Raw genomic sequence first — 17,038 nt, forward strand, 5'->3', positions numbered from 1 at the left:
AGATTGATTAGGTGAGGCTAACCTAAACCACAGTCGCACTTCAGGGACAGACATGAGCACCGAGACCTACCGGGACGCCTGGGGCATCCCCCACCTCCGCGCCTCCGACGCCCGTGCGCTCGCCCGCGCGCAGGGCCGGGTCACCGCACACGACCGGGCGTGGCAGCTGGAGGTCGAGCGCCACCGTTCCCAGGGCACCTCGGCGACCTTCCTCGGCGCGGACGCGCTCGGCTGGGACCTGTTCGCGAGGCGGGCCAGGCTCGACGACACCGCGAGACGGTGCTTCGCACGGCTGGAGAGACGGGACCCCGAGACCGCCGACTGGGTCCGCGCGTACGTGGACGGGGTCAACGACGGGCTCGTCGAAGGGGCCCGGCGCGCACCCGAGTTCGAGCGGACCGGGCTCGCCCCCGGGCGCTGGGAGGCATGGCATCCGCTGGGTGTCTGGCTGGCCACGCACATCCTGTTCGCCGGGTTTCCCGCGAAGCTGTGGCGCGAGGAGGTCGTCCGGCACCTGGGCGCCGACGCGGTGGGGCTCTTCGCCACCGACGGGCCCGCCACCGCCGGGAGCAACGGCTGGCTGGTCGACGGGTCCCGTACGGCCACGGGGCGGGCCGTCATCGCCGGTGACCCGCACCGGTTCATCGAGGAACCCGGTGTCTACCAGCAGATCCGGCTGTCCTGCCCCGAGTTCGACGTGGTCGGCCTCGCCGTCCCGGGCATGCCCGGCATCGGCCACTTCGGCCACACCGGGCACGTGGCCTGGGCGATCACCAACGCCATGGCCGACTACCAGGACCTGTACCGGGAACGGCTGCGGCGCACCGGGAAGGGAGGCGTCGAGGCGCTCGACCCGGACGGGCGGTGGCGGCCCGCGCACCGGCACGTCGAGACCGTAGAGGTCGCGGGCGGGGACCCCGTCGACGTGGAGATCGTCGAGACGGTCCGGGGCCCGGTGATCATCGGAGGCTGTGACGACCCCGTCGGCCCTGTCAGCCTCCGCTACCCGCCGCGGGTCACCGAGGACCTCGGGACGGGCGCGCTGCTCCCTCTCCTCCGGGCGCGCGAGGTCGCCGACGTGGACCGGGCGTTCGATCTGTGGGCCGAGCCGGTGAACGTCGTCCAGGCCGCGGACACCAGGGGCGGGGTGCTGCACCGGGTCGCGGGGCGCGTGCCGGTGCGGAGTGCGGACAACCGCCGGCGGATCGTTCCCGGCTGGGAGCCGGGCCATGCCTGGGAGGGCTGGCACGGGACGCCGTACGGCACGTTCGAGGACGGGGTCGCCGTCATGGCGAACCAGCGGGGCCCGGCGACCCCGCTCGGCGTGGAGTTCGCGCCACCGCACCGCGCCGAACGCATCGGGGAGTTGCTGGCCGAGCGGCCGGTCTGGTCGGCGCCGGACATGCCGGCCATCCACATGGACACCCACCTCGCCTCGGCCGCGCCCCTGCTGGACCACCTGGCCGCTCTCCCCGAGGGCCTTCAGGGCCCCGAGGGCCCCGCCGGCTCGGATGGCCCCGAGGGTGCGGACGGCCCCGAGGGTGCGGAGGGCCCCGCCGGCTCGGATGGCCCCGAGGACGCGGACGGTCCCGGCCTCACCCCCGCCGCCGCCGGCCTGCGGGCGCGGCTGCTGGGCTGGGACCGGCGGATGGCGGCCGACAGCGTGGAGGCCGCGGCGTACGCGGCGGTGCGCGGCGCGGTCGTACGACGGCTCGCCGCCCAGCCCGCCTTCGCGGCACTGGCCGTACCGCCGGCGTACCCGGAGCTCTTCCGGCCCTGGCTCTCGCTCACCGTCAGGATCGGCTTCGCGCTCGAACACCTGCTGCGGGCCCAGGACTTCTACGGGATCGACCGCGCGGGGATCGTGCGGGAGGCGCTGGAGGAGGTGGCGGGCGATGCGTTCGGGCCGTGGGCCGACAGCCACCGGCTCGCGCCGTGGCGGGCGCTCGGGGCCGCCGACCCCGCCGATCTCGCCGACCCCCCCGGTGCGCCCGCCGCGTACGTCGAGCCCGGGCTCGCCGGGGACCACGACTGCGTGCTGTGCACCTCCGCCGTACCCGGGATCACGGACCTCAGCGCGCGCGGCCCCGCCGCCCGTTACGTCTGGGACCTGGCCCGTCGTGAGGACAGCCTGTGGGTGGTGCCGTTCGGGGCGTCGGGCGTGCCCGGCACCGCCCACCACCGCGACCAGCTCCCCCTCTGGGTCCGGGGGGACCTCGTACCGGTCGTGACCGACTGGGACCGGCTCACCAAGGAGACCGAGGACACCAACGGCACGCAGGGGACCAAGGACACCCAGGACACCCAGGACACCCAGGACACCCAGGAGAACGACGATGAGCGTTGACGCGTACGGCGGCCGGGTGGCCGTGCACGAGCAGGTGATCGACGGCTTCGGGACCGTCCGCGTCCTGCGGTTGGACCCGAAGGCCGACGCTGCCGTCGTCCATGGCTGGGTGAGCGAACCCCGGGCCGCGTTCTGGGGCATGAACGGGCTCACCGAGGAGCAGGTGCGCGAGATCTACGCCCATCTCGACACCCTCGACACCCACCACGCCTTCCTCGCGCTGCACGACGGTGAGCCCGTCGGACTGCTCCAGACGTACGAGCCGGAGGCCGACCGGGTCGGCGAGTGCTACGAGGTCGAGCCCGGCGACATCGGCGTACACGTGCTGCTGGCGCCCGCCGGGCCGGGCGGGGAGCGGCCCGGCTGGTCGGCCTCGGTGCTGGCGGCCTTCACGGCGTACGTGCTGGTCGGCCTGGACCGGCGGCGGGTGGTCGTCGACCCGGACGTCGGCAACGAGAAGGCGATCACGCGGTTCCTGCGACAGGGGTTCGAGCGCGGTCCGGTGGTCGTGCTGCCCGAGATCGATCTGCCCGACGTGTACCTGCCGGAGAAGCGGGCGCAACTGGCGTTCCTGCGACGGGAATCGGTCTTCGCGCGGCGGTAGGACAGTGCTCGGGCGGCGGTAGGACGTCGGGGAAGGTGGCCGGGGGGCCGGAAGGTCCTGCCGGGGCTGCCGGTTCGGACGTAGCGTGGGCGGGTGACTCCTGAGGATCTGATCGCGCACTACGCGCTGGAGCCCATCCCCCGGGAAGGCGGGCGTTTCCGCCAGACCTGGGCGGGGCCCGAGCGCGGTGACGGGCGGCCGGAGGGGACCGCGATCGTCGCCCTGCTCACCACCGAGCCGGGGGACTACTCGGCGCTGCACCGGCTGCCGACCGACGAGATCTGGCACTTCCACCTGGGCGACCCCCTCCAGATGCTGCTCCTGCGCCCCGACGGCTCCTCGGACGTCGTCGTCCTCGGCCCGAAGGTGCTCGACGGGCAGCACGTGCAGTACGTCGTGCCCGCGGGGACCTGGATGGGGGCGCGGGTGCTGGGCGGCGACGGGGCGTGGACCCTGTTCGGCTGCACGATGGCGCCGGGGTTCACGTACGAGGGCTACGAGCACGGCGATGCCGGGGAGTTGGCGCGGCTGTACCCCCAGCGGGCCGCGCTCATCGCGGAGCTGGGGAGGGAATGAGGGCGGACGCCCGGGATGGTTGGTGAACACACGCTTCCCGGGGCCCGTACCTACTCGGAGGAATCCGAGAGCCGGCGACAGTGGATCCGGAGCGCGACGTGGGCCGACGCAGTGACAGGGACGAGAGTCGACAGGGCGGGACGGGCGGAACCGGCGGAAGGGGCGGGAGTGCCCGGAGGGGTCTTCCGTTCGTGCGGCGCCTGGTGCTGCTCGGCACCGTGCTGGTCCTGTTCCTCCTCGGCGGGGCGGGGACCGCGTCGGCGCACGCCGCGCTGAAGGGCACCGATCCCGCCGACGGCAGCGTCCTCGACTCCGCGCCCAGGGACGTCACCCTGACCTTCACCGAGCCGGTGAGCCTCCTCCAGGACTCCATCCGCGTCATCGACCCGGAGAACCGCGCGGTCGACACGGGCAGGCCGGGGCGGTCCGGCGACCGGTCCGACACGGCCCGTGTCACCCTGCCCGCGGGGCTGGCCGACGGCACGTACACCGTCGCCTGGCGGGTGATCTCCGCCGACAGCCACCCCATCTCCGGCGCCCTGATCTTCTCCGTCGGCGAGCCCTCCGCCACCTCCGCGAACCTCCCCGCCGACCTCGCCGAGGAGCCCCTCACCGCCTCCTTCTACGACATCACCCGCTACTTCGCGTACGGCGCCCTCGCCCTGCTCATCGGCGTCACCGTCTTCGTGGCCGCCGTCCTCGGCCGGGCCGACGACACGCTCCGCAAGCTGCTCCTGGGGGGCTGGCTGGCCCTGGCGCTGGCCTCGGTCGTCCTGTTGCTGCTGCGCGGACCGTACGAACGGGGCAGCGGCGTCGGGGCCGTCCTCGACCCGTCCGTCCTCGGCGACACGCTCACGACCCGGCCGGGTCTCGCGCTGCTGACGAGGCTCGCGCTGCTCGCGGCGGCCCTCGTCCTCCTCGTACGGGTCCGTCGTCAGGAGAGCTGGGGGCGGGGCGCGGCCGGTGCGGGGTCCCTGCTGTCGTTGGGGCTCGCCGGGACCTGGGCCGCCGCCGAGCACGCCTCCGCGGGCATCCAGGTGCCGGTGGCGATGACCTCCTCGGTGCTCCACCTGCTCGCCATGGCCGTGTGGCTGGGCGGCCTGACGGCCCTGCTGACCGTGCTGTACCGGGCCCCGGAGACGCTGTCGGCCGCCGCGGTGACCCGTTTCTCCCGCCTGGCCTTCGCCTCGGTGGTCGTCCTGGTCGTCACCGGCGTCTACCAGTCCTGGCGCGGCCTCGGCTCCTGGTCCGCCTTCACCTCCACGGCGTACGGCCAGGTCCTCCTCGCCAAGCTGGCGGCGATCGCCCTGCTGCTGGCCGCGGCCGCGTTCTCCCGGCGGTGGACGGGGCGGTTGGGGCCGGTGGCGGCCGAGGACGCCGAGCACGCCGAGCACTCCGAGCACGCCGAGCACGCCGAGCACTCCGAGCACGCCGAGGACGACGAGAAGGCCGGGAACGCCGAGGGCGCCGAGAGCGCCGAGGTGGTCGGGAAGGCGTCGGTCGTGGCCGACGCTCGCGTGCCTCAACCGGTGGGGGCGGTGGCCCGCGCGGACGGCGGCGCGGCGGCCGAGACGCCCGGGGTCCCGGCCGGTGACTCCGGTTCAGGTTCCGGCGCCGCGCTCTCCGCGACGTCTGACGACTCGACCCCCGCCGACTCGACCCCCGCCGACTCGACCCCCGCCGGCTCGACCCCCGAGGACCGGCACCGTCTCGCCCTGCGCCGCAGCGTGCTGGCGGAGTTCACCGTGGCGGTGGTGGTGCTGGTGATCACGACCGTGCTGACGGGCACCCTGCCCGGCCGGGCGGCGGCGGAGAGCGCGCAGGGAACCGAGGGCGCGGCCGCGCCGGGGGAGATCACGGCCTCCTCGACCGTCGTACCGTTCGACATGGGCACCCCGAACGGCCACGGCAAGGTCCAGATCGACCTCGGTCCCGGCAAGGTCGGCAAGAACTCCGTCCAGGCCGTGGTGTTCGGCCCCGACGACGGCATCGCGACCGTCCCCGAACTGCGCCTCACCTTCACCCTCAAGGCGCAGAAGGTCGGCCCGATCGACGCCAAGCTGACCAACCGCGGCGGCTACTGGGCCACCGACACCCTCCAGATCCCCCTGCCGGGCACCTGGACGATGAAGCTGACGGTCCGTACGACGGACATCGACCAGGTGACCGTGGAGAAGAACGTCAGGGTCGGCTAGAGCCGGCCCCTCCCTCGTCCGCTCCCCCATCCGTTTCGCCGACATCCGTTTCGCCGACCGGCCGGCGGCCGTCCGTTTCCCCGGCCAGCAGGCGGCGCATCGTCTCCGCCGCACGGACCGCCGCGTCGGCGCAGCAGTTGTTGAAGAGGACGTGGACCTCGTCGACCTGCTCGGCGGCGGCCCGCAACCTCGGCAGCCACTCGGTGAGTTCGGCCTCCGAGTAGTCATGGCGGAAACGGTCCTCCTTGCTGCCGGTGCCCCAGGCGGGGCTCCGGCCGTGGAACCGTACGACGGCAAGTCCGGGCGAGGTGACCGGGGCCAGCGGCGGCAGGGAGGTGCCGAGCCCCTGGGCCATGTCGACGCCGACGGCGACCATGCCGAGCCGGGACAACAGGGCCGTGGTCTCGTCCGCCTGCCCGGGGCGCCACCACGCCGGGTGCCGGAACTCCACGGACACCGGCCAGCCCGCCGTACGTTCCGCGCACTCCGTCAGCGCCTTCTCCGCCCGCGGCCCCGGCGCCAGCCACGGCGGGAACTGGAACAGCACGGCACCCAGCCGGCCGGCCATCCGCAACGGCTCCACGGCGTGCGCGAACCGCTCCCAGATCCGGTCGAGCAGACCGGGCAGATGGGACGTCCGGCCGCGCAGGTCCTCGGGAAGCGCCGTCGGCCGGGTCGGATGGCCGGTGAGGAGCGAGAACGCCTTGACGTCGAACCGGAACCCGGGCGGCGTCCGCTCGGCCCAGAGGACGGCGTTGCGGCGACTGGGCAGCGCGTAGTAGCTGGAGTCGACCTCGACGACCGGGAACTGCTCGGCGTAGTAGCGGAGTCGGGACTCGGCGTCGCGCCGGCCGCGCGGATACCAGCCGCCGGCCAGTAACGCGCGGTCCGTCCAGGAACAGGTACCGACCAGCAGCTCACCCATGGGGTGCCGGTTACCCGCATTCGGCCGGACGACTACTCCTCGCGCGGCTCGTGCAACGGCGCGCCCACGAGCGACTTCGACGGGGTGCCGTCCACCCCGACGGGCGGCTCCCCGGCCACCATCACCCGATGCATGATGCGCGGGAAACCCAGGTGCGCGGTGTCGTTGGGGGCCAGATGGACGGTGGCCCGGTTGTCCCAGAGGGCCACGGCCCCCGGCTCCCAGCGGAAGCGGACGGTGTACTCGGGGCGCGTGATCTGCTCGACGAACATCTCAAGCAGGAGCCGGCTCTCCGCTCTGCTCACGTCGACGATGTTCTCGACGTAGTACGGGTTGACGAAGAGGACGCGTTCGCCGGTCTCGGGGTGCACGCGGACGACCGGGTGCACCGAGGCGACCTGGTGGTCCTGGAGATGCCGCAGATACGGGTCGGGCCCGGAGCGGGCGAGGTACCCGACGCCGAGACGGTGCTCGGCACGCAGCCCGTCGGCGAACCGGCGTACGGGTTCGGAGAGCCCGGCGTAGGCGGTGGCGAGGTTGGCCCAGGTGGTGTCGCCGCCGTACGGGGGCACCTGTTCGGCGCGGAGGAGGGTCAGGGCGGGCGGGTCGACGCGGGCGGTGTGGTCGCCGTGCCAGCCGCGCAGGGTCGAGTGGCGGCGGCGCTCCAGCCACTCGGCCTGGTCCATGCCGTGCTTGCGGCCCAGTTCCTGGCGGTCGGCGGTCGTCTCGATCTCCGGGTGCTCCGCGGGTGACACCGAGCCGCGGGAGCGGAGCCGGATCGGCTCGCCGAAGCGCCGCGCGAACGCGATCTGCCCGGCGTGGTCCAGGCGCTGCCCCCGGAAGAACACGACCTTCCAGCGCAGCAGCGCCGAGCGGATGCCGTCGACCGTGCGGTCGTCCAGGGGTCCGGAGAGGTCCACTCCGTGGATCTCGGCGCCGATGTACCCCGAGGCGGGCCGTACGTCGAGCCCGTCGGCGGCTCCCGTGCTGTCGCTGTTCATCGCTCGCCCTTCACCCTTCACCGCTCGGCAGGAGTGTCGTACACGTCCTACCCGCCGGGAGGGCCCTTTCAGCAGGCCCTCGGTCAGACACACCGCCCACGCTCGGCGCCACGCCGGGAGACGCCGACCGGAGCGGCCGGAGAAGTAATCTCCCGAGGCAGGAAGTTGATGGGAGATCACGTCATGAGCGACAAGCCGACCGTCGGCGTCCTGGGCACCGGCATCATGGGGGCCGCGATGGCCCGCAACCTCGCCCGGGCCGGACACCCCGTACGCGCGTGGAACCGCACCCGGGAGAAGGCCGAGCCGCTGACCGCCGACGGCGTCCATGTCGTCGACACCCCCGCAGAGGCCGTACGGGGCGCCGATGTCGTCCTGACGATGCTGTACGACGCGGCCGCCGTGCTGGATGTGATGCGCGAGGCGGCACCGGCCCTGAGCGCGGGCGCCGCCTGGGTCCAGTCCACCACCGCCGGTCTCGAGGGCGTGGCGGAACTGGCCGCCCTGGCCGCCGAACACGGCCTCGTGTTCTACGACGCCCCGGTCCTCGGCACCCGGCAGCCCGCCGAGGCCGGGCAGCTGACGGTCCTCGCGGCCGGCCCGGAGACGGGCCGGGAGGCGGTGACGCCCGTCTTCGACGCCGTGGGCGCCCGTACGGTGTGGACCGGCGAGGACGGCGCGGCGGGCACGGCCACCCGGCTCAAGCTGGTGGCCAACAGCTGGGTGCTCGCCGCCACCAACGCGGCCGGCGAGACACTCGCCCTGGCCAAGGTGCTCGGCGTCGACCCGCGGTCCTTCTTCGAGATCATCGACGGCGGCCCTCTCGACATGGGCTATCTGCGCGCCAAGTCCGCCCTCATCCTGGACGGCAAGCTCTCACCGGCGTCCTTCGCCGTGGCCACCGCCGCCAAGGACGCCCGCCTGATCGTGGAGGCCGGACAGCGCCACGGGGCCCGCCTCGACGTGGCCGCCGCCGGCGCCGACCGCCTCACCCGAGCCGCGGCCCAGGGCCACGCCGACGAGGACATGGCCGCCGCGTACTTCGCCAGCTTCGCCGAACCGGGGACGGACGAGCCTGGGGAGGAGTGACGCGGGGCCGGGGGAGGAGCACATCCGGGCTCGGTGCCGGCGGGACCGCGCCGGGCATGCGGGCCCGGGGTCGGTGAGCCCGAGGACGGCTGAGCCCGGACCAGCGGGGCGGGGCGGGCATCGGAGCCGGGGGCGGTGAGGACGAGGACGGCTGGGCCCCGGCCTAGTGAGGCCGGGGGCATGGGAGCCCGCGGGCGGTGAGGACGAGGACGCCTGGGCCGCCCGTACCGGCGAGGCCGAGGGCATGGGGGCCCGGGGGCGGTGAGGGCGAGGACGGCTGGGCCGCCCGTACCGGCGAGGCCGGGGGCATGGGAGCCCGCGGGCGGTGAGGGCGAGGACGGCTGGGCCGCCCGTACCGGCGAGGCCGGGGGCATGGGAGCCCGGGGTCGGCGAGGGCGAGGACGGCTGGGCCGCCCGTACCGGCGAGGCCGGGGGCATGGGAGCCCGGGGTCGGCGAGGGCGAAGACGCCTGAGCCCGGCCCGGCGAGGCCGAGGGCATGGGAGCCCGGGCCCGGCGAGGCCGAGGGTATCTGCGCCCTGGGCCGGCGAGGCCGAGGGCCGTCGGCCCGGCCCGGCCCGCCGTGGCCGTCGGCGCCCTCAGGACCGCTCGGCCGTGTCGCGCTCCTCCGCCTCCAGGGCCTCGTGTTCTCCGGCTGCCGCCGGCGCGGAGTCCGGGGGCGGCCCGGCGCTCGCGGCGGTGACGGCCGGCCGTTCCGACGACGGCTTCCGGAGCCGCCCCGTCGCCCACAGGGCGACCGGCTCGGTGAAACGGGCGGTGAGCGGACCCGCGATGACCAGGATGAGGACGTACGCCGTGGCCAGCGGCCCGAGGGAGGGCTCGATGCCGGCGGTGACGGCGAGCCCGGCGATGACGATGGAGAACTCGCCGCGCGCGACCAGCGTGCCCCCCGCCCGCCACCGGCCCTTCGCGGAGATCCCGGCCCGGCGGGCCGCCCAGTACCCGGTGGCGATCTTCGTCAGCGCGGTGACGACGGCCAGTACGAGCGCGGGCAGCAGCACCGGCGGGATGCTCGCCGGATCGGTGTGGAGGCCGAAGAAGACGAAGAACACGGCCGCGAACAGATCCCGCAGGGGCGCCAGCAGACTGTGCGCCCCCTCGGCGACCTCACCGGACAGCGCGATGCCGACGAGGAACGCGCCGACCGCCGCCGACACCTGGAGCTGCTGCGCGAGCCCGGCCACGACGAGCGTCAGCCCCAGCACGACCAGCAGCAGCTTCTCCGGGTCGTCGTTGGAGACGAACCGGGAGATGTGGCGCCCGTACCGCACCGCGATCAGCAGGACGAGACCCGCCGTGCCCAGGGCGATGGCGAGGGTCGCGCTGCCCGCCGCGAGCCCGACCCCGGCGAGCAGGGCGGTGACGATCGGCAGATAGACGGCCATGGAGAGGTCTTCGAGGACCAGGATGCTCAGCACGACCGGTGTCTCGCGGTTGCCGAGCCGGCCCAGGTCGCCGAGAACCTTGGCGATGACACCGGAGGAGGAGATCCAGGTGACACCGGCGAGCACGACGGCGGCGACCGGGCCCCAGCCCAGCAGCAGCGCCATGGCCGCGCCGGGCAGCGCGTTGAGCGCGGCGTCCACGAGACCGGCCGGGTACTGGGTCTTGAGGTTGGAGACGAGATCGCTGGCGGTGTACTCCAGGCCGAGCATGAGCAGCAGCAGGATCACACCGATCTCGGCGCCGATCGCCACGAACTCCTCGCTCGTGCCGAGCGGCAGCAGCCCGCCCTCCCCGAAGGCGAGCCCGGCCAGCAGGTACAGGGGGATCGGCGACAGCCGGAACCGGGCGGCGAACCGCCCGAGCAGCCCGAGTCCGAGGATGATCGCGCCGAACTCGATGAGGAAGACGGCGGAGGAGTGCCCGGAGGACTCGGCGGCGAGTCGCACGGGCGAGGCGAGGTGCGGGGGAGCATGGGCGGCGAGGGGCGCGGAAAGCTGTGCGGCGAGGTGCATGGGCCGCTCACTCCCGGCCGAGTATCGCGGCGGCCGTCTCCACACCCTCGCGGGTGCCGATCACGATGAGGGTGTCCCCGCCGGCCAGCCGGAAGTCCGGCGCCGGTGAGGGAATCGCCTCCGCCCGCCGCAGTACGGCCACGATCGACGCGCCCGTCTCGGTCCGCATCCGGGTGTCACCGAGGACGCGTCCGTTCCAGTGCGACGTCGAGGACAGCTCGATCCGCTCGGCGACCAGGCCCAGTTCGGTGGTGGACAGCAGGTTCGGGCTGTGGTGGTCCGGCATCAGCGCGTCCACGAGGGCGGTCGCCTCGCTCCCCGTCAGCCGTACCGACAACGCGCACGCGTCGGGATCGTCCTCCCGGTACGCGCTGAACGTCCGCGACCCGTCCCGGTGCGCCACGACGGAAAGCCGCCTGTGCTCCCGGGTGTTGAGGTCGTACCGCACACCGATCCCCGGCAACGGCGTACTGCTCAGGCGCGGAGCACCCACGGCTGGCCCCCTGTCTGGTTCGGACATGTCTTCGGAAACCCGTCGGTGCCACCCTAACGAGACCCGACAACGGGCTGGCCGAGGCGGGGTTGAGCCCGTCGGTGGGACAATCCACGTGTGGCCCTCCGGCGTTCACGCCGGTGACCTGCCCAGTCCCCCTGCCGGCGGTCATGCGGACCGGGGCGACCGACATCCGCGGCCGCGCCGCTCGGGCCGCGGCCCCGCCCGGGCAGTGGGGGAGGAGCGAAAGGAAGCGCAGGCATGATCCAGTGGGTGTCCCTGGGCACCGGTTCCCGGCCCGTACCCCAGCCCGCCTCCACACCGCTGGTGTGGGCCACGGCGTTCGCCGGCGCGATGGCGCTGGTGGCCGTCCACAACGCCCTGGTCGGCACGGACCGCCCGGGCCCGGCCCTGGCCGCGCTCTCCCTGCTGGCCGCGCTGCTCGGCCTGCACGCCCGCTTCACCGCCGCTCCCGGCACGGCCGCCCTGTGCTGGCTCTTCCTCAACGGCTTCGCGATACCCCCGGCCGGCGTCCTCACCTGGACCAACCCGCGCGACACGTTCTGGCTGGTCTGCCTCCTCACGGCGGCCCTCACCGGCACGGCCCTGGCCCGCGTCCTCCAGGCCCGAGCCGCCTACCGCCGCCTCACCACCAGCGTCCTGCTCTGGGAACCGCCGGGAGACGAAGAGAACACGGCCTGAAACACGGCCTGAAACACAGCCGCGCTTTCCACATGTTCGCCGGAGGGTCCGGGATTGATCAGCGGGGTCCTGACCTGCGACAGAATGCGGCTGACGGAATGCGGCTGACGGTAGGCGGTGGACGGTAGGCGGTGGACGGTGCTGTACGGCAGTGAAGGCAACCAGAACTGCAACCGGACCTCAGTTCCTGCTCACGCCCCGCGCCAGGCGCTGAGCAGTTCCTCGGGGCCGTACACCGCCTGAAGTCCGGGACATCCGATCCCGCTGCGGGAGACCGCCACGAGTGGCACCGGCTCGTCGGTGATCGCTGCCCGATGCTTCTGCAGCGCGGCCAGGTCGTGGCTGTCGAACGCGGAGTTCTCCAGCCACTTGACCGAGCCGAGAAAGAGCAACTGCTTGGCCACCGGCTGCCGGTCGGCGCCCACCAAGTCGACCTCGATGTCGTTGCTTCGGGTCCAGTACCCGCCGATCGCCGGCGCGGCGGGCAGGAGCCCGTCCGGCAGGAGGCGGGCGAGGGATTCCCGGACCAGGGGCTCGATCGCCCGGCCACGCCAGCTCGTCCACTGCTCCTTGATCCGACTCAGTGTGAGGTCTCCCCGCATCCGTTCGATCTCCGCCATGTGCGGATCCAGAAACGCGAGCCAGAACCGCAGGTAGGGGTCGGCCACTCGGTAGCGACGTTCCTTCGACGGTCGCAGCGAGAGTGGCAGCTCGGCGGCCACGACCCGTTTCCCGGTCAGGACGTCAGTGGCTCGAGTGAGCGTGGTGTGGGCGATGCCGCCGGCCGCGCGCGCGATGTTGGTGAAGGTTCGCTCCCCGGATCCGATGGCACGCAGGACCTCCCTGCTCATCGCCTGTGGGGGGAACTCCGCAGCCAGAGAGCGCTCGGCGGAGACCAGCAGCGCCGAGATCGGGTTGGCCAGCGAGTCGCCGAGGAACTCCCAGACGTCCGCTCCGGCCCGCCACTCGGCGCAGATCAGGGGAAGCCCTCCCGTGATCAGAGCGGCGTCGAACGCGGCTGCCGGTGACAGGCCGAGCATCTCGCCGATGTCAGCGGGGTTCAGCGGTCCCACGATCATTTCCCGGCCCCGCTGGTGGAAGGGACGGTCGTAGCTGTTCAGAGCCTCCATCATCGACAGATCGGATCCGACCAGGAGGAGGAGTACGGGCTTGCGGCTGAGCAGCCGGTCCCATGCCCGCTGAAGCATCCCCTCGAAGGCGTCGATGCGGTCCATGAGATACGGAACCTCGTCGATGACGACGACGCTGGGGGTGTCGTCGGGCAGGACCTCCGCAAGGAGTCTGAATGCCGCGTTCCACTGATCGGGGGTCTCCTCCGCGAACAGTCTCCGCTCCGGCAGAGTGGACCTGGCAACGGTGTCGAGCAGCTCCGACAACTCGTCCTCCGCCGTGCCGCCCGCAGCGGTGAAGAAGAGGTGGGGAGTCTCGGCCCGTCGGAGGAACTCCTCGACGAGGCTGGACTTGCCCACCCGCCGTCTCCCCCGCATGAGGACGCACTGCCCCGGCTGCGCCGACCCGACGGCATTCCGCACCGCCCGCAAAGCGTCGCCGAGCACGCGCAGCTCGCGGTCCCGCCCGATGAAGCGCCGCATCCCAACCTCCCGATGGAGATAGTATCGGCAGAGATAGTATCTCCACCGATACCATCTTCTCTCACTTGGGCATGTAGCTCAGGACGCTGTGGACGCGCGAGAGGGTGAAGACGCGCTCGTCGTTTCGCAGATGGCACCAGGCTTCGAGGTAGGGCGGGGTCGCGTAGCAAGTCGGCGACGCGCTCTAGGAGCTCCCGAAGACGAACTAAGACGGAAACTGAGACGGACAACGTCGAAGGGCCCCACCGCGAACGGTGGGGCCCTTCGACATCGTGCCCGGTGAGGCACTGGCGGAGGATACGAGATTCGAACTCGTGAGGGGTTGCCCCCAACACGCTTTCCAAGCGTGCGCCCTAGGCCTCTAGGCGAATCCTCCGCCGGAAACATTACATGACGGCGGAGGGTGGTTGCGAACTCGTTCGAGGTGAGGGGCGCGAGGGGGATCAAGGGAGACGTCCGAGTGGGGAGGCGGGCGGGTGGGGTCGGGGGATCGGGTAGGCTGGGCGTAGCCCCTCACGCGGCGCTATCTGACTGAACTCCCCCAGGGCCGGAAGGCAGCAAGGGTAGGTCGGCTCTGGCGGGTGCGTGGGGGGTCTTTCGTTGTCCCCCTTCGGCTCCGTTCCGTCGGTACTCAGGTTTGTCCGGTCCCGTACTCGGCTCTGTCCGGACCAGCACTCGGGTCCGTCCGGTCCGGTTCCCGGGTCCGGGTCCGGCCCGTCCGATCCTCTGGTCTTCCCGTCCGGCTTCGGCGGCGTCCGGGTTGTCAGTGGGCGCCTATAACCTCGTATGCGTGTCGTCTCTCGCGCTGTACCGCCGCTATCGCCCGGAGTCGTTCGCCGAGGTCATCGGGCAGGAGCATGTCACCGACCCGCTGCAGCAGGCGCTGCGGAACAACCGGGTCAATCACGCGTACCTGTTCAGCGGGCCGCGCGGCTGCGGCAAGACGACCAGCGCGCGCATCCTCGCGCGGTGTCTGAACTGCGAGAAGGGCCCCACTCCCACCCCGTGCGGCGAGTGCCAGTCCTGCCAGGACCTCGCGCGGAACGGCCCCGGCTCGATCGACGTGATCGAGATCGACGCCGCCTCGCACGGTGGCGTGGACGACGCCCGTGAGCTGCGCGAGAAGGCGTTCTTCGGACCGGCGAGCAGTCGCTACAAGATCTACATCATCGACGAGGCCCACATGGTCACGTCGGCCGGTTTCAACGCGCTGCTGAAGGTCGTCGAGGAGCCGCCGGAGCACCTCAAGTTCATCTTCGCCACGACCGAGCCCGAGAAGGTCATCGGGACGATCCGTTCGCGTACGCACCACTACCCCTTCCGGCTCGTCCCGCCGGGCACGCTCCGCGACTACCTCGCCGAGGTCTGCGGCAGGGAGAACATCGCCATCGAGGAGGGCGTCCTGCCGCTGGTCGTGCGCGCGGGCGCCGGCTCCGTGCGTGACTCGATGTCCGTCATGGACCAGCTGCTGGCCGGCGCGACGGACGAGGGTGTGACATACGCCATGGCCACGTCCCTGCTCGGCTACACGGACGGGTCGCTGCTCGACTCGGTCGTCGAGGCATTCGCCGCGGGCGACGGGGCCGCGGCCTTCGAGGTCGTCGACCGCGTCATCGAGGGCGGCAACGACCCGCGGAGGTTCGTCGCCGACCTGCTGGAGCGCCTGCGTGACCTGGTGATTCTCGCCGCCGTGCCGGACGCCGTCGAGAAGGGGCTCATCGACGCCCCCGCGGATGTCCTGGAGCGGATGCAGGCCCAGGCGGGCGTCTTCGGCGCCGCGGAGCTCAGCCGCGCCGCCGACCTCGTCAACGAGGGCCTCACCGAGATGCGGGGCGCCAATTCCCCCCGCCTCCAGCTCGAACTGATCTGCGCCCGCGTCCTCCTCCCCGCGACCTATGGCGACGAACGCTCCGTCATGGCCCGCCTGGACCGACTGGAGCGGGGCGTGAACTTCTCCGCGTCCGGCCCCGGCCCCGCCATGGGGTACGTCCCCGGGCCCGACGTCCACGGGGGAGCGGCCGCGCCGATGGGCATGGCTCCGCCGGTCGCCCCCGGCCCGCCGGTGCCGCCGGGGGGCGGGCCGGCAGCGGCTCGGGCGGCGGTACGGGGAACGGGGGGCGCGGGGGCGCCCGCAGGCCAGGGGGTGCCGGGAGCGGCCGGAGTGCCCGGGGCTCCGGGGATGCCCGGTGCACAGGGGACGCCTGCGGCTGCCGCCGCCGGCCATGGTGGTTCGTCGGGTTCGTCGGGTGCCTCTGGTGCGCCTGGTTCGCCTGGTTCGCCTGGTTCGGATGCGTACGGTGCGGGTGGTGCCGGGGGCCTCGGGAGCGGCGGTGGCTTCGGAGGGCCGGGGGCGGGTGGCCCGGGTCCCGCCGCGGCCGACCCGCAGGAGGCTTCGCCGGGTACACCGCCTCCCGCGCCCGCCGCTCAGCCGGGGGCGCCCACCGCCCCTGCCGCCCACGCGAACGTGCCCGGCACCGCGGCGCCGGGTGCCTCCGCGCCTGCCGGCGGTCCCGGGTCCTGGCCCACACCGGCCGCCGCGGGCAGCGGGCGGCGCCCCGGCGGCTGGCCGACGGCCGCGCCCGCCGGCGGCGGAGCGGCGCCCGGGGGCCCGTCCGGTCCCGCGCAGGGCCAGGCCGCGGCGTCCGCGGCGCACAGCCGACCGGCCACGCCTCCGGCGGCCCAGTCCGCCCCGGCCGCCGCCGCGTACAACCCCGCCCCCGGCGGGCTCGACCCCCGCATGCTGTGGCCGAACATCCTGGAGGCGGTGAAGAACCGCCGCCGGTTCACCTGGATCCTGCTGAGCCAGAACGCGCACGTCGCCGGCTTCGACGGCACGACGCTCCAGATCGGCTTCGTCAACGCGGGCGCTCGGGACAACTTCGCGAGCAGCGGCAGCGAGGACGTCCTGCGCGCGGCGCTGGCCGAGCAGTTCAACGTCCACTGGAAGATCGAGGCGCTCGTCGACACGTCGGGTGGCGGCTCGGCACCGACGGGCGGTCACGCCCCCCAGGCCCCCGGAGGGTACGGCGGAGGCGGCGGCTACGGCGGAGGCCCGGGCGGCGGCTACGGCGGCTCCCCCGCCCCGGCGTCCCGTCCCGCCCCGCCCCAGTCCCCGCCTTCTTCCGCGCCACACTCGCCCACCCCGGCCCCGCCGCCCCGGCAACCAGGCCCGGCCGCGCCCAGCGCCGCCCCCGCACCGCCGCCCGCCCCTGAGCCCCCGCCGGTCTCCCCTGAGGACGACATCCCCGAGGACGACGACCCCGACCTCGACGAATCCGCCCTCTCCGGCCACGAACTGATCGTCCGTGAACTGGGCGCGACGGTGGTGGAGGAGATCGCTAACGAGTAGGGGCGGCGGCCCGGGTACCGGGTCGGCGTGGGAGAGGCGAACGAGTACGGGCCCCGGGGGTGGGAGAGCGCGAGGGCCGCGAAGGCCCAGTCGCTTGCCCGCCGCGAACCGCGGCTGCCGTGTGGCCGCGTACGAGCGTCAGGCCGAAGCCCTCGCTCGCGCTCACC

12 protein-coding genes, 1 tRNA gene, 1 other RNA gene and 1 pseudogene are annotated in these 17,038 nt (G+C 73.4%); 8 read left to right on the plus strand and 7 right to left on the minus strand.

Annotated elements, in window-relative coordinates; all coding sequences use genetic code 11:
• Positions 1-52: 52 nt before the first annotated feature.
• From ACZ4Z2_RS09500 to ACZ4Z2_RS09515, 4 genes are all read left to right on the plus strand, one after another.
• On the plus strand, positions 53-2,347 hold the full coding sequence (locus ACZ4Z2_RS09500) for a penicillin acylase family protein (RefSeq protein WP_468074037.1): 2,295 nt from the start codon (positions 53-55) through the stop codon (positions 2,345-2,347).
• Positions 2,337-2,951 (plus strand): GNAT family N-acetyltransferase, encoded by a 615-nt coding sequence (locus ACZ4Z2_RS09505; RefSeq protein WP_468074039.1) that lies wholly within the window; start codon positions 2,337-2,339, stop codon positions 2,949-2,951. The genes ACZ4Z2_RS09500 and ACZ4Z2_RS09505 overlap by 11 nt, the downstream gene beginning before the upstream one ends.
• Before the next feature lie 93 nt (positions 2,952-3,044).
• Positions 3,045-3,527, plus strand: a complete 483-nt coding sequence (locus ACZ4Z2_RS09510; RefSeq protein ID WP_468074040.1) for a cupin domain-containing protein — start codon at positions 3,045-3,047, stop codon at positions 3,525-3,527.
• A 203-nt stretch (positions 3,528-3,730) separates the two neighbouring features.
• The gene (locus ACZ4Z2_RS09515) at positions 3,731-5,722 is read left to right on the plus strand and encodes a copper resistance CopC/CopD family protein (protein ID WP_468074198.1); all 1,992 of its coding nucleotides are present in this window, start codon (positions 3,731-3,733) and stop codon (positions 5,720-5,722) included.
• Here ACZ4Z2_RS09515 and ACZ4Z2_RS09520 read toward each other — a convergent pair.
• Positions 5,709-6,647, minus strand: a complete 939-nt coding sequence (locus ACZ4Z2_RS09520; protein WP_468074042.1) for a DUF72 domain-containing protein — start codon at positions 6,645-6,647, stop codon at positions 5,709-5,711. The genes ACZ4Z2_RS09515 and ACZ4Z2_RS09520 overlap by 14 nt on opposite strands.
• 32 nt (positions 6,648-6,679) lie before the next feature.
• Positions 6,680-7,648: a TauD/TfdA dioxygenase family protein gene (locus ACZ4Z2_RS09525; protein ID WP_468074044.1), complete on the minus strand. Its 969-nt coding sequence runs from the start codon at positions 7,646-7,648 to the stop codon at positions 6,680-6,682.
• A gap of 183 nt (positions 7,649-7,831) precedes the next feature.
• On the opposite strand from ACZ4Z2_RS09525, the gene ACZ4Z2_RS09530 reads away from it, so the two are divergent.
• Positions 7,832-8,737, plus strand: coding sequence for an NAD(P)-dependent oxidoreductase (locus tag ACZ4Z2_RS09530; protein WP_468074046.1), 906 nt, complete (start codon positions 7,832-7,834; stop codon positions 8,735-8,737).
• A 597-nt stretch (positions 8,738-9,334) separates the two neighbouring features.
• Here ACZ4Z2_RS09530 and ACZ4Z2_RS09535 read toward each other — a convergent pair.
• Positions 9,335-10,714, minus strand: a complete 1,380-nt coding sequence (locus ACZ4Z2_RS09535) for a cation:proton antiporter (protein ID WP_468074048.1) — start codon at positions 10,712-10,714, stop codon at positions 9,335-9,337.
• Between the two features lie 7 nt (positions 10,715-10,721).
• Entirely contained in the window at positions 10,722-11,207 is a 486-nt protein-coding gene (locus ACZ4Z2_RS09540) for a cation:proton antiporter regulatory subunit (RefSeq protein ID WP_468074050.1), read from the minus strand.
• 261 nt (positions 11,208-11,468) lie between these two features.
• On the opposite strand from ACZ4Z2_RS09540, the gene ACZ4Z2_RS09545 reads away from it, so the two are divergent.
• Positions 11,469-11,909 (plus strand): hypothetical protein, encoded by a 441-nt coding sequence (locus tag ACZ4Z2_RS09545; RefSeq protein WP_468074052.1) that lies wholly within the window; start codon positions 11,469-11,471, stop codon positions 11,907-11,909.
• Between the two features lie 191 nt (positions 11,910-12,100).
• Here ACZ4Z2_RS09545 and ACZ4Z2_RS09550 read toward each other — a convergent pair whose 3' ends face one another.
• The 3 genes and pseudogenes from ACZ4Z2_RS09550 to ACZ4Z2_RS09560 form a co-directional block, all read right to left on the minus strand.
• On the minus strand, positions 12,101-13,522 hold the full coding sequence (locus tag ACZ4Z2_RS09550; RefSeq protein WP_468074054.1) for an ATP-binding protein: 1,422 nt from the start codon (positions 13,520-13,522) through the stop codon (positions 12,101-12,103).
• A gap of 61 nt (positions 13,523-13,583) precedes the next feature.
• A pseudogene (locus tag ACZ4Z2_RS09555) lies at positions 13,584-13,667 on the minus strand (hypothetical protein); the annotation flags it as partial.
• Between the two features lie 143 nt (positions 13,668-13,810).
• Positions 13,811-13,898: transfer RNA gene (locus ACZ4Z2_RS09560), tRNA-Ser, on the minus strand.
• Between the two features lie 128 nt (positions 13,899-14,026).
• Between ACZ4Z2_RS09560 and ffs the strand changes: the two genes are divergently transcribed.
• Both ffs and ACZ4Z2_RS09570 read left to right on the plus strand, forming a co-directional pair.
• An RNA gene (gene ffs / locus ACZ4Z2_RS09565) (signal recognition particle sRNA small type) lies at positions 14,027-14,123 on the plus strand.
• A gap of 189 nt (positions 14,124-14,312) precedes the next feature.
• Positions 14,313-16,871, plus strand: a complete 2,559-nt coding sequence (locus tag ACZ4Z2_RS09570; RefSeq protein WP_468074056.1) for a DNA polymerase III subunit gamma and tau — start codon at positions 14,313-14,315, stop codon at positions 16,869-16,871.
• Positions 16,872-17,038 lie beyond the last annotated feature (167 nt).

This window comes from Streptomyces sp. NPDC030183 (assembly GCF_055573455.1).

Excerpts from the sequence above, each read along its gene's own strand:
- ACZ4Z2_RS09500 (WP_468074037.1), top strand. The coding sequence starts at position 53 with ATGAGCACCGAGACCTACCGGGACGCCTGGGGCATCCCCCACCTCCGC.
- ACZ4Z2_RS09505 (WP_468074039.1), top strand. The coding sequence starts at position 2,337 with ATGAGCGTTGACGCGTACGGCGGCCGGGTGGCCGTGCACGAGCAGGTG.
- ACZ4Z2_RS09520 (WP_468074042.1), bottom strand. The coding sequence starts at position 6,647 with ATGGGTGAGCTGCTGGTCGGTACCTGTTCCTGGACGGACCGCGCGTTA.
- ACZ4Z2_RS09525 (WP_468074044.1), bottom strand. The coding sequence starts at position 7,648 with ATGAACAGCGACAGCACGGGAGCCGCCGACGGGCTCGACGTACGGCCC.
- ACZ4Z2_RS09530 (WP_468074046.1), top strand. The coding sequence starts at position 7,832 with ATGAGCGACAAGCCGACCGTCGGCGTCCTGGGCACCGGCATCATGGGG.
- ACZ4Z2_RS09535 (WP_468074048.1), bottom strand. The coding sequence starts at position 10,714 with ATGCACCTCGCCGCACAGCTTTCCGCGCCCCTCGCCGCCCATGCTCCC.
- ACZ4Z2_RS09545 (WP_468074052.1), top strand. The coding sequence starts at position 11,469 with ATGATCCAGTGGGTGTCCCTGGGCACCGGTTCCCGGCCCGTACCCCAG.
- ACZ4Z2_RS09550 (WP_468074054.1), bottom strand. The coding sequence starts at position 13,522 with ATGCGGCGCTTCATCGGGCGGGACCGCGAGCTGCGCGTGCTCGGCGAC.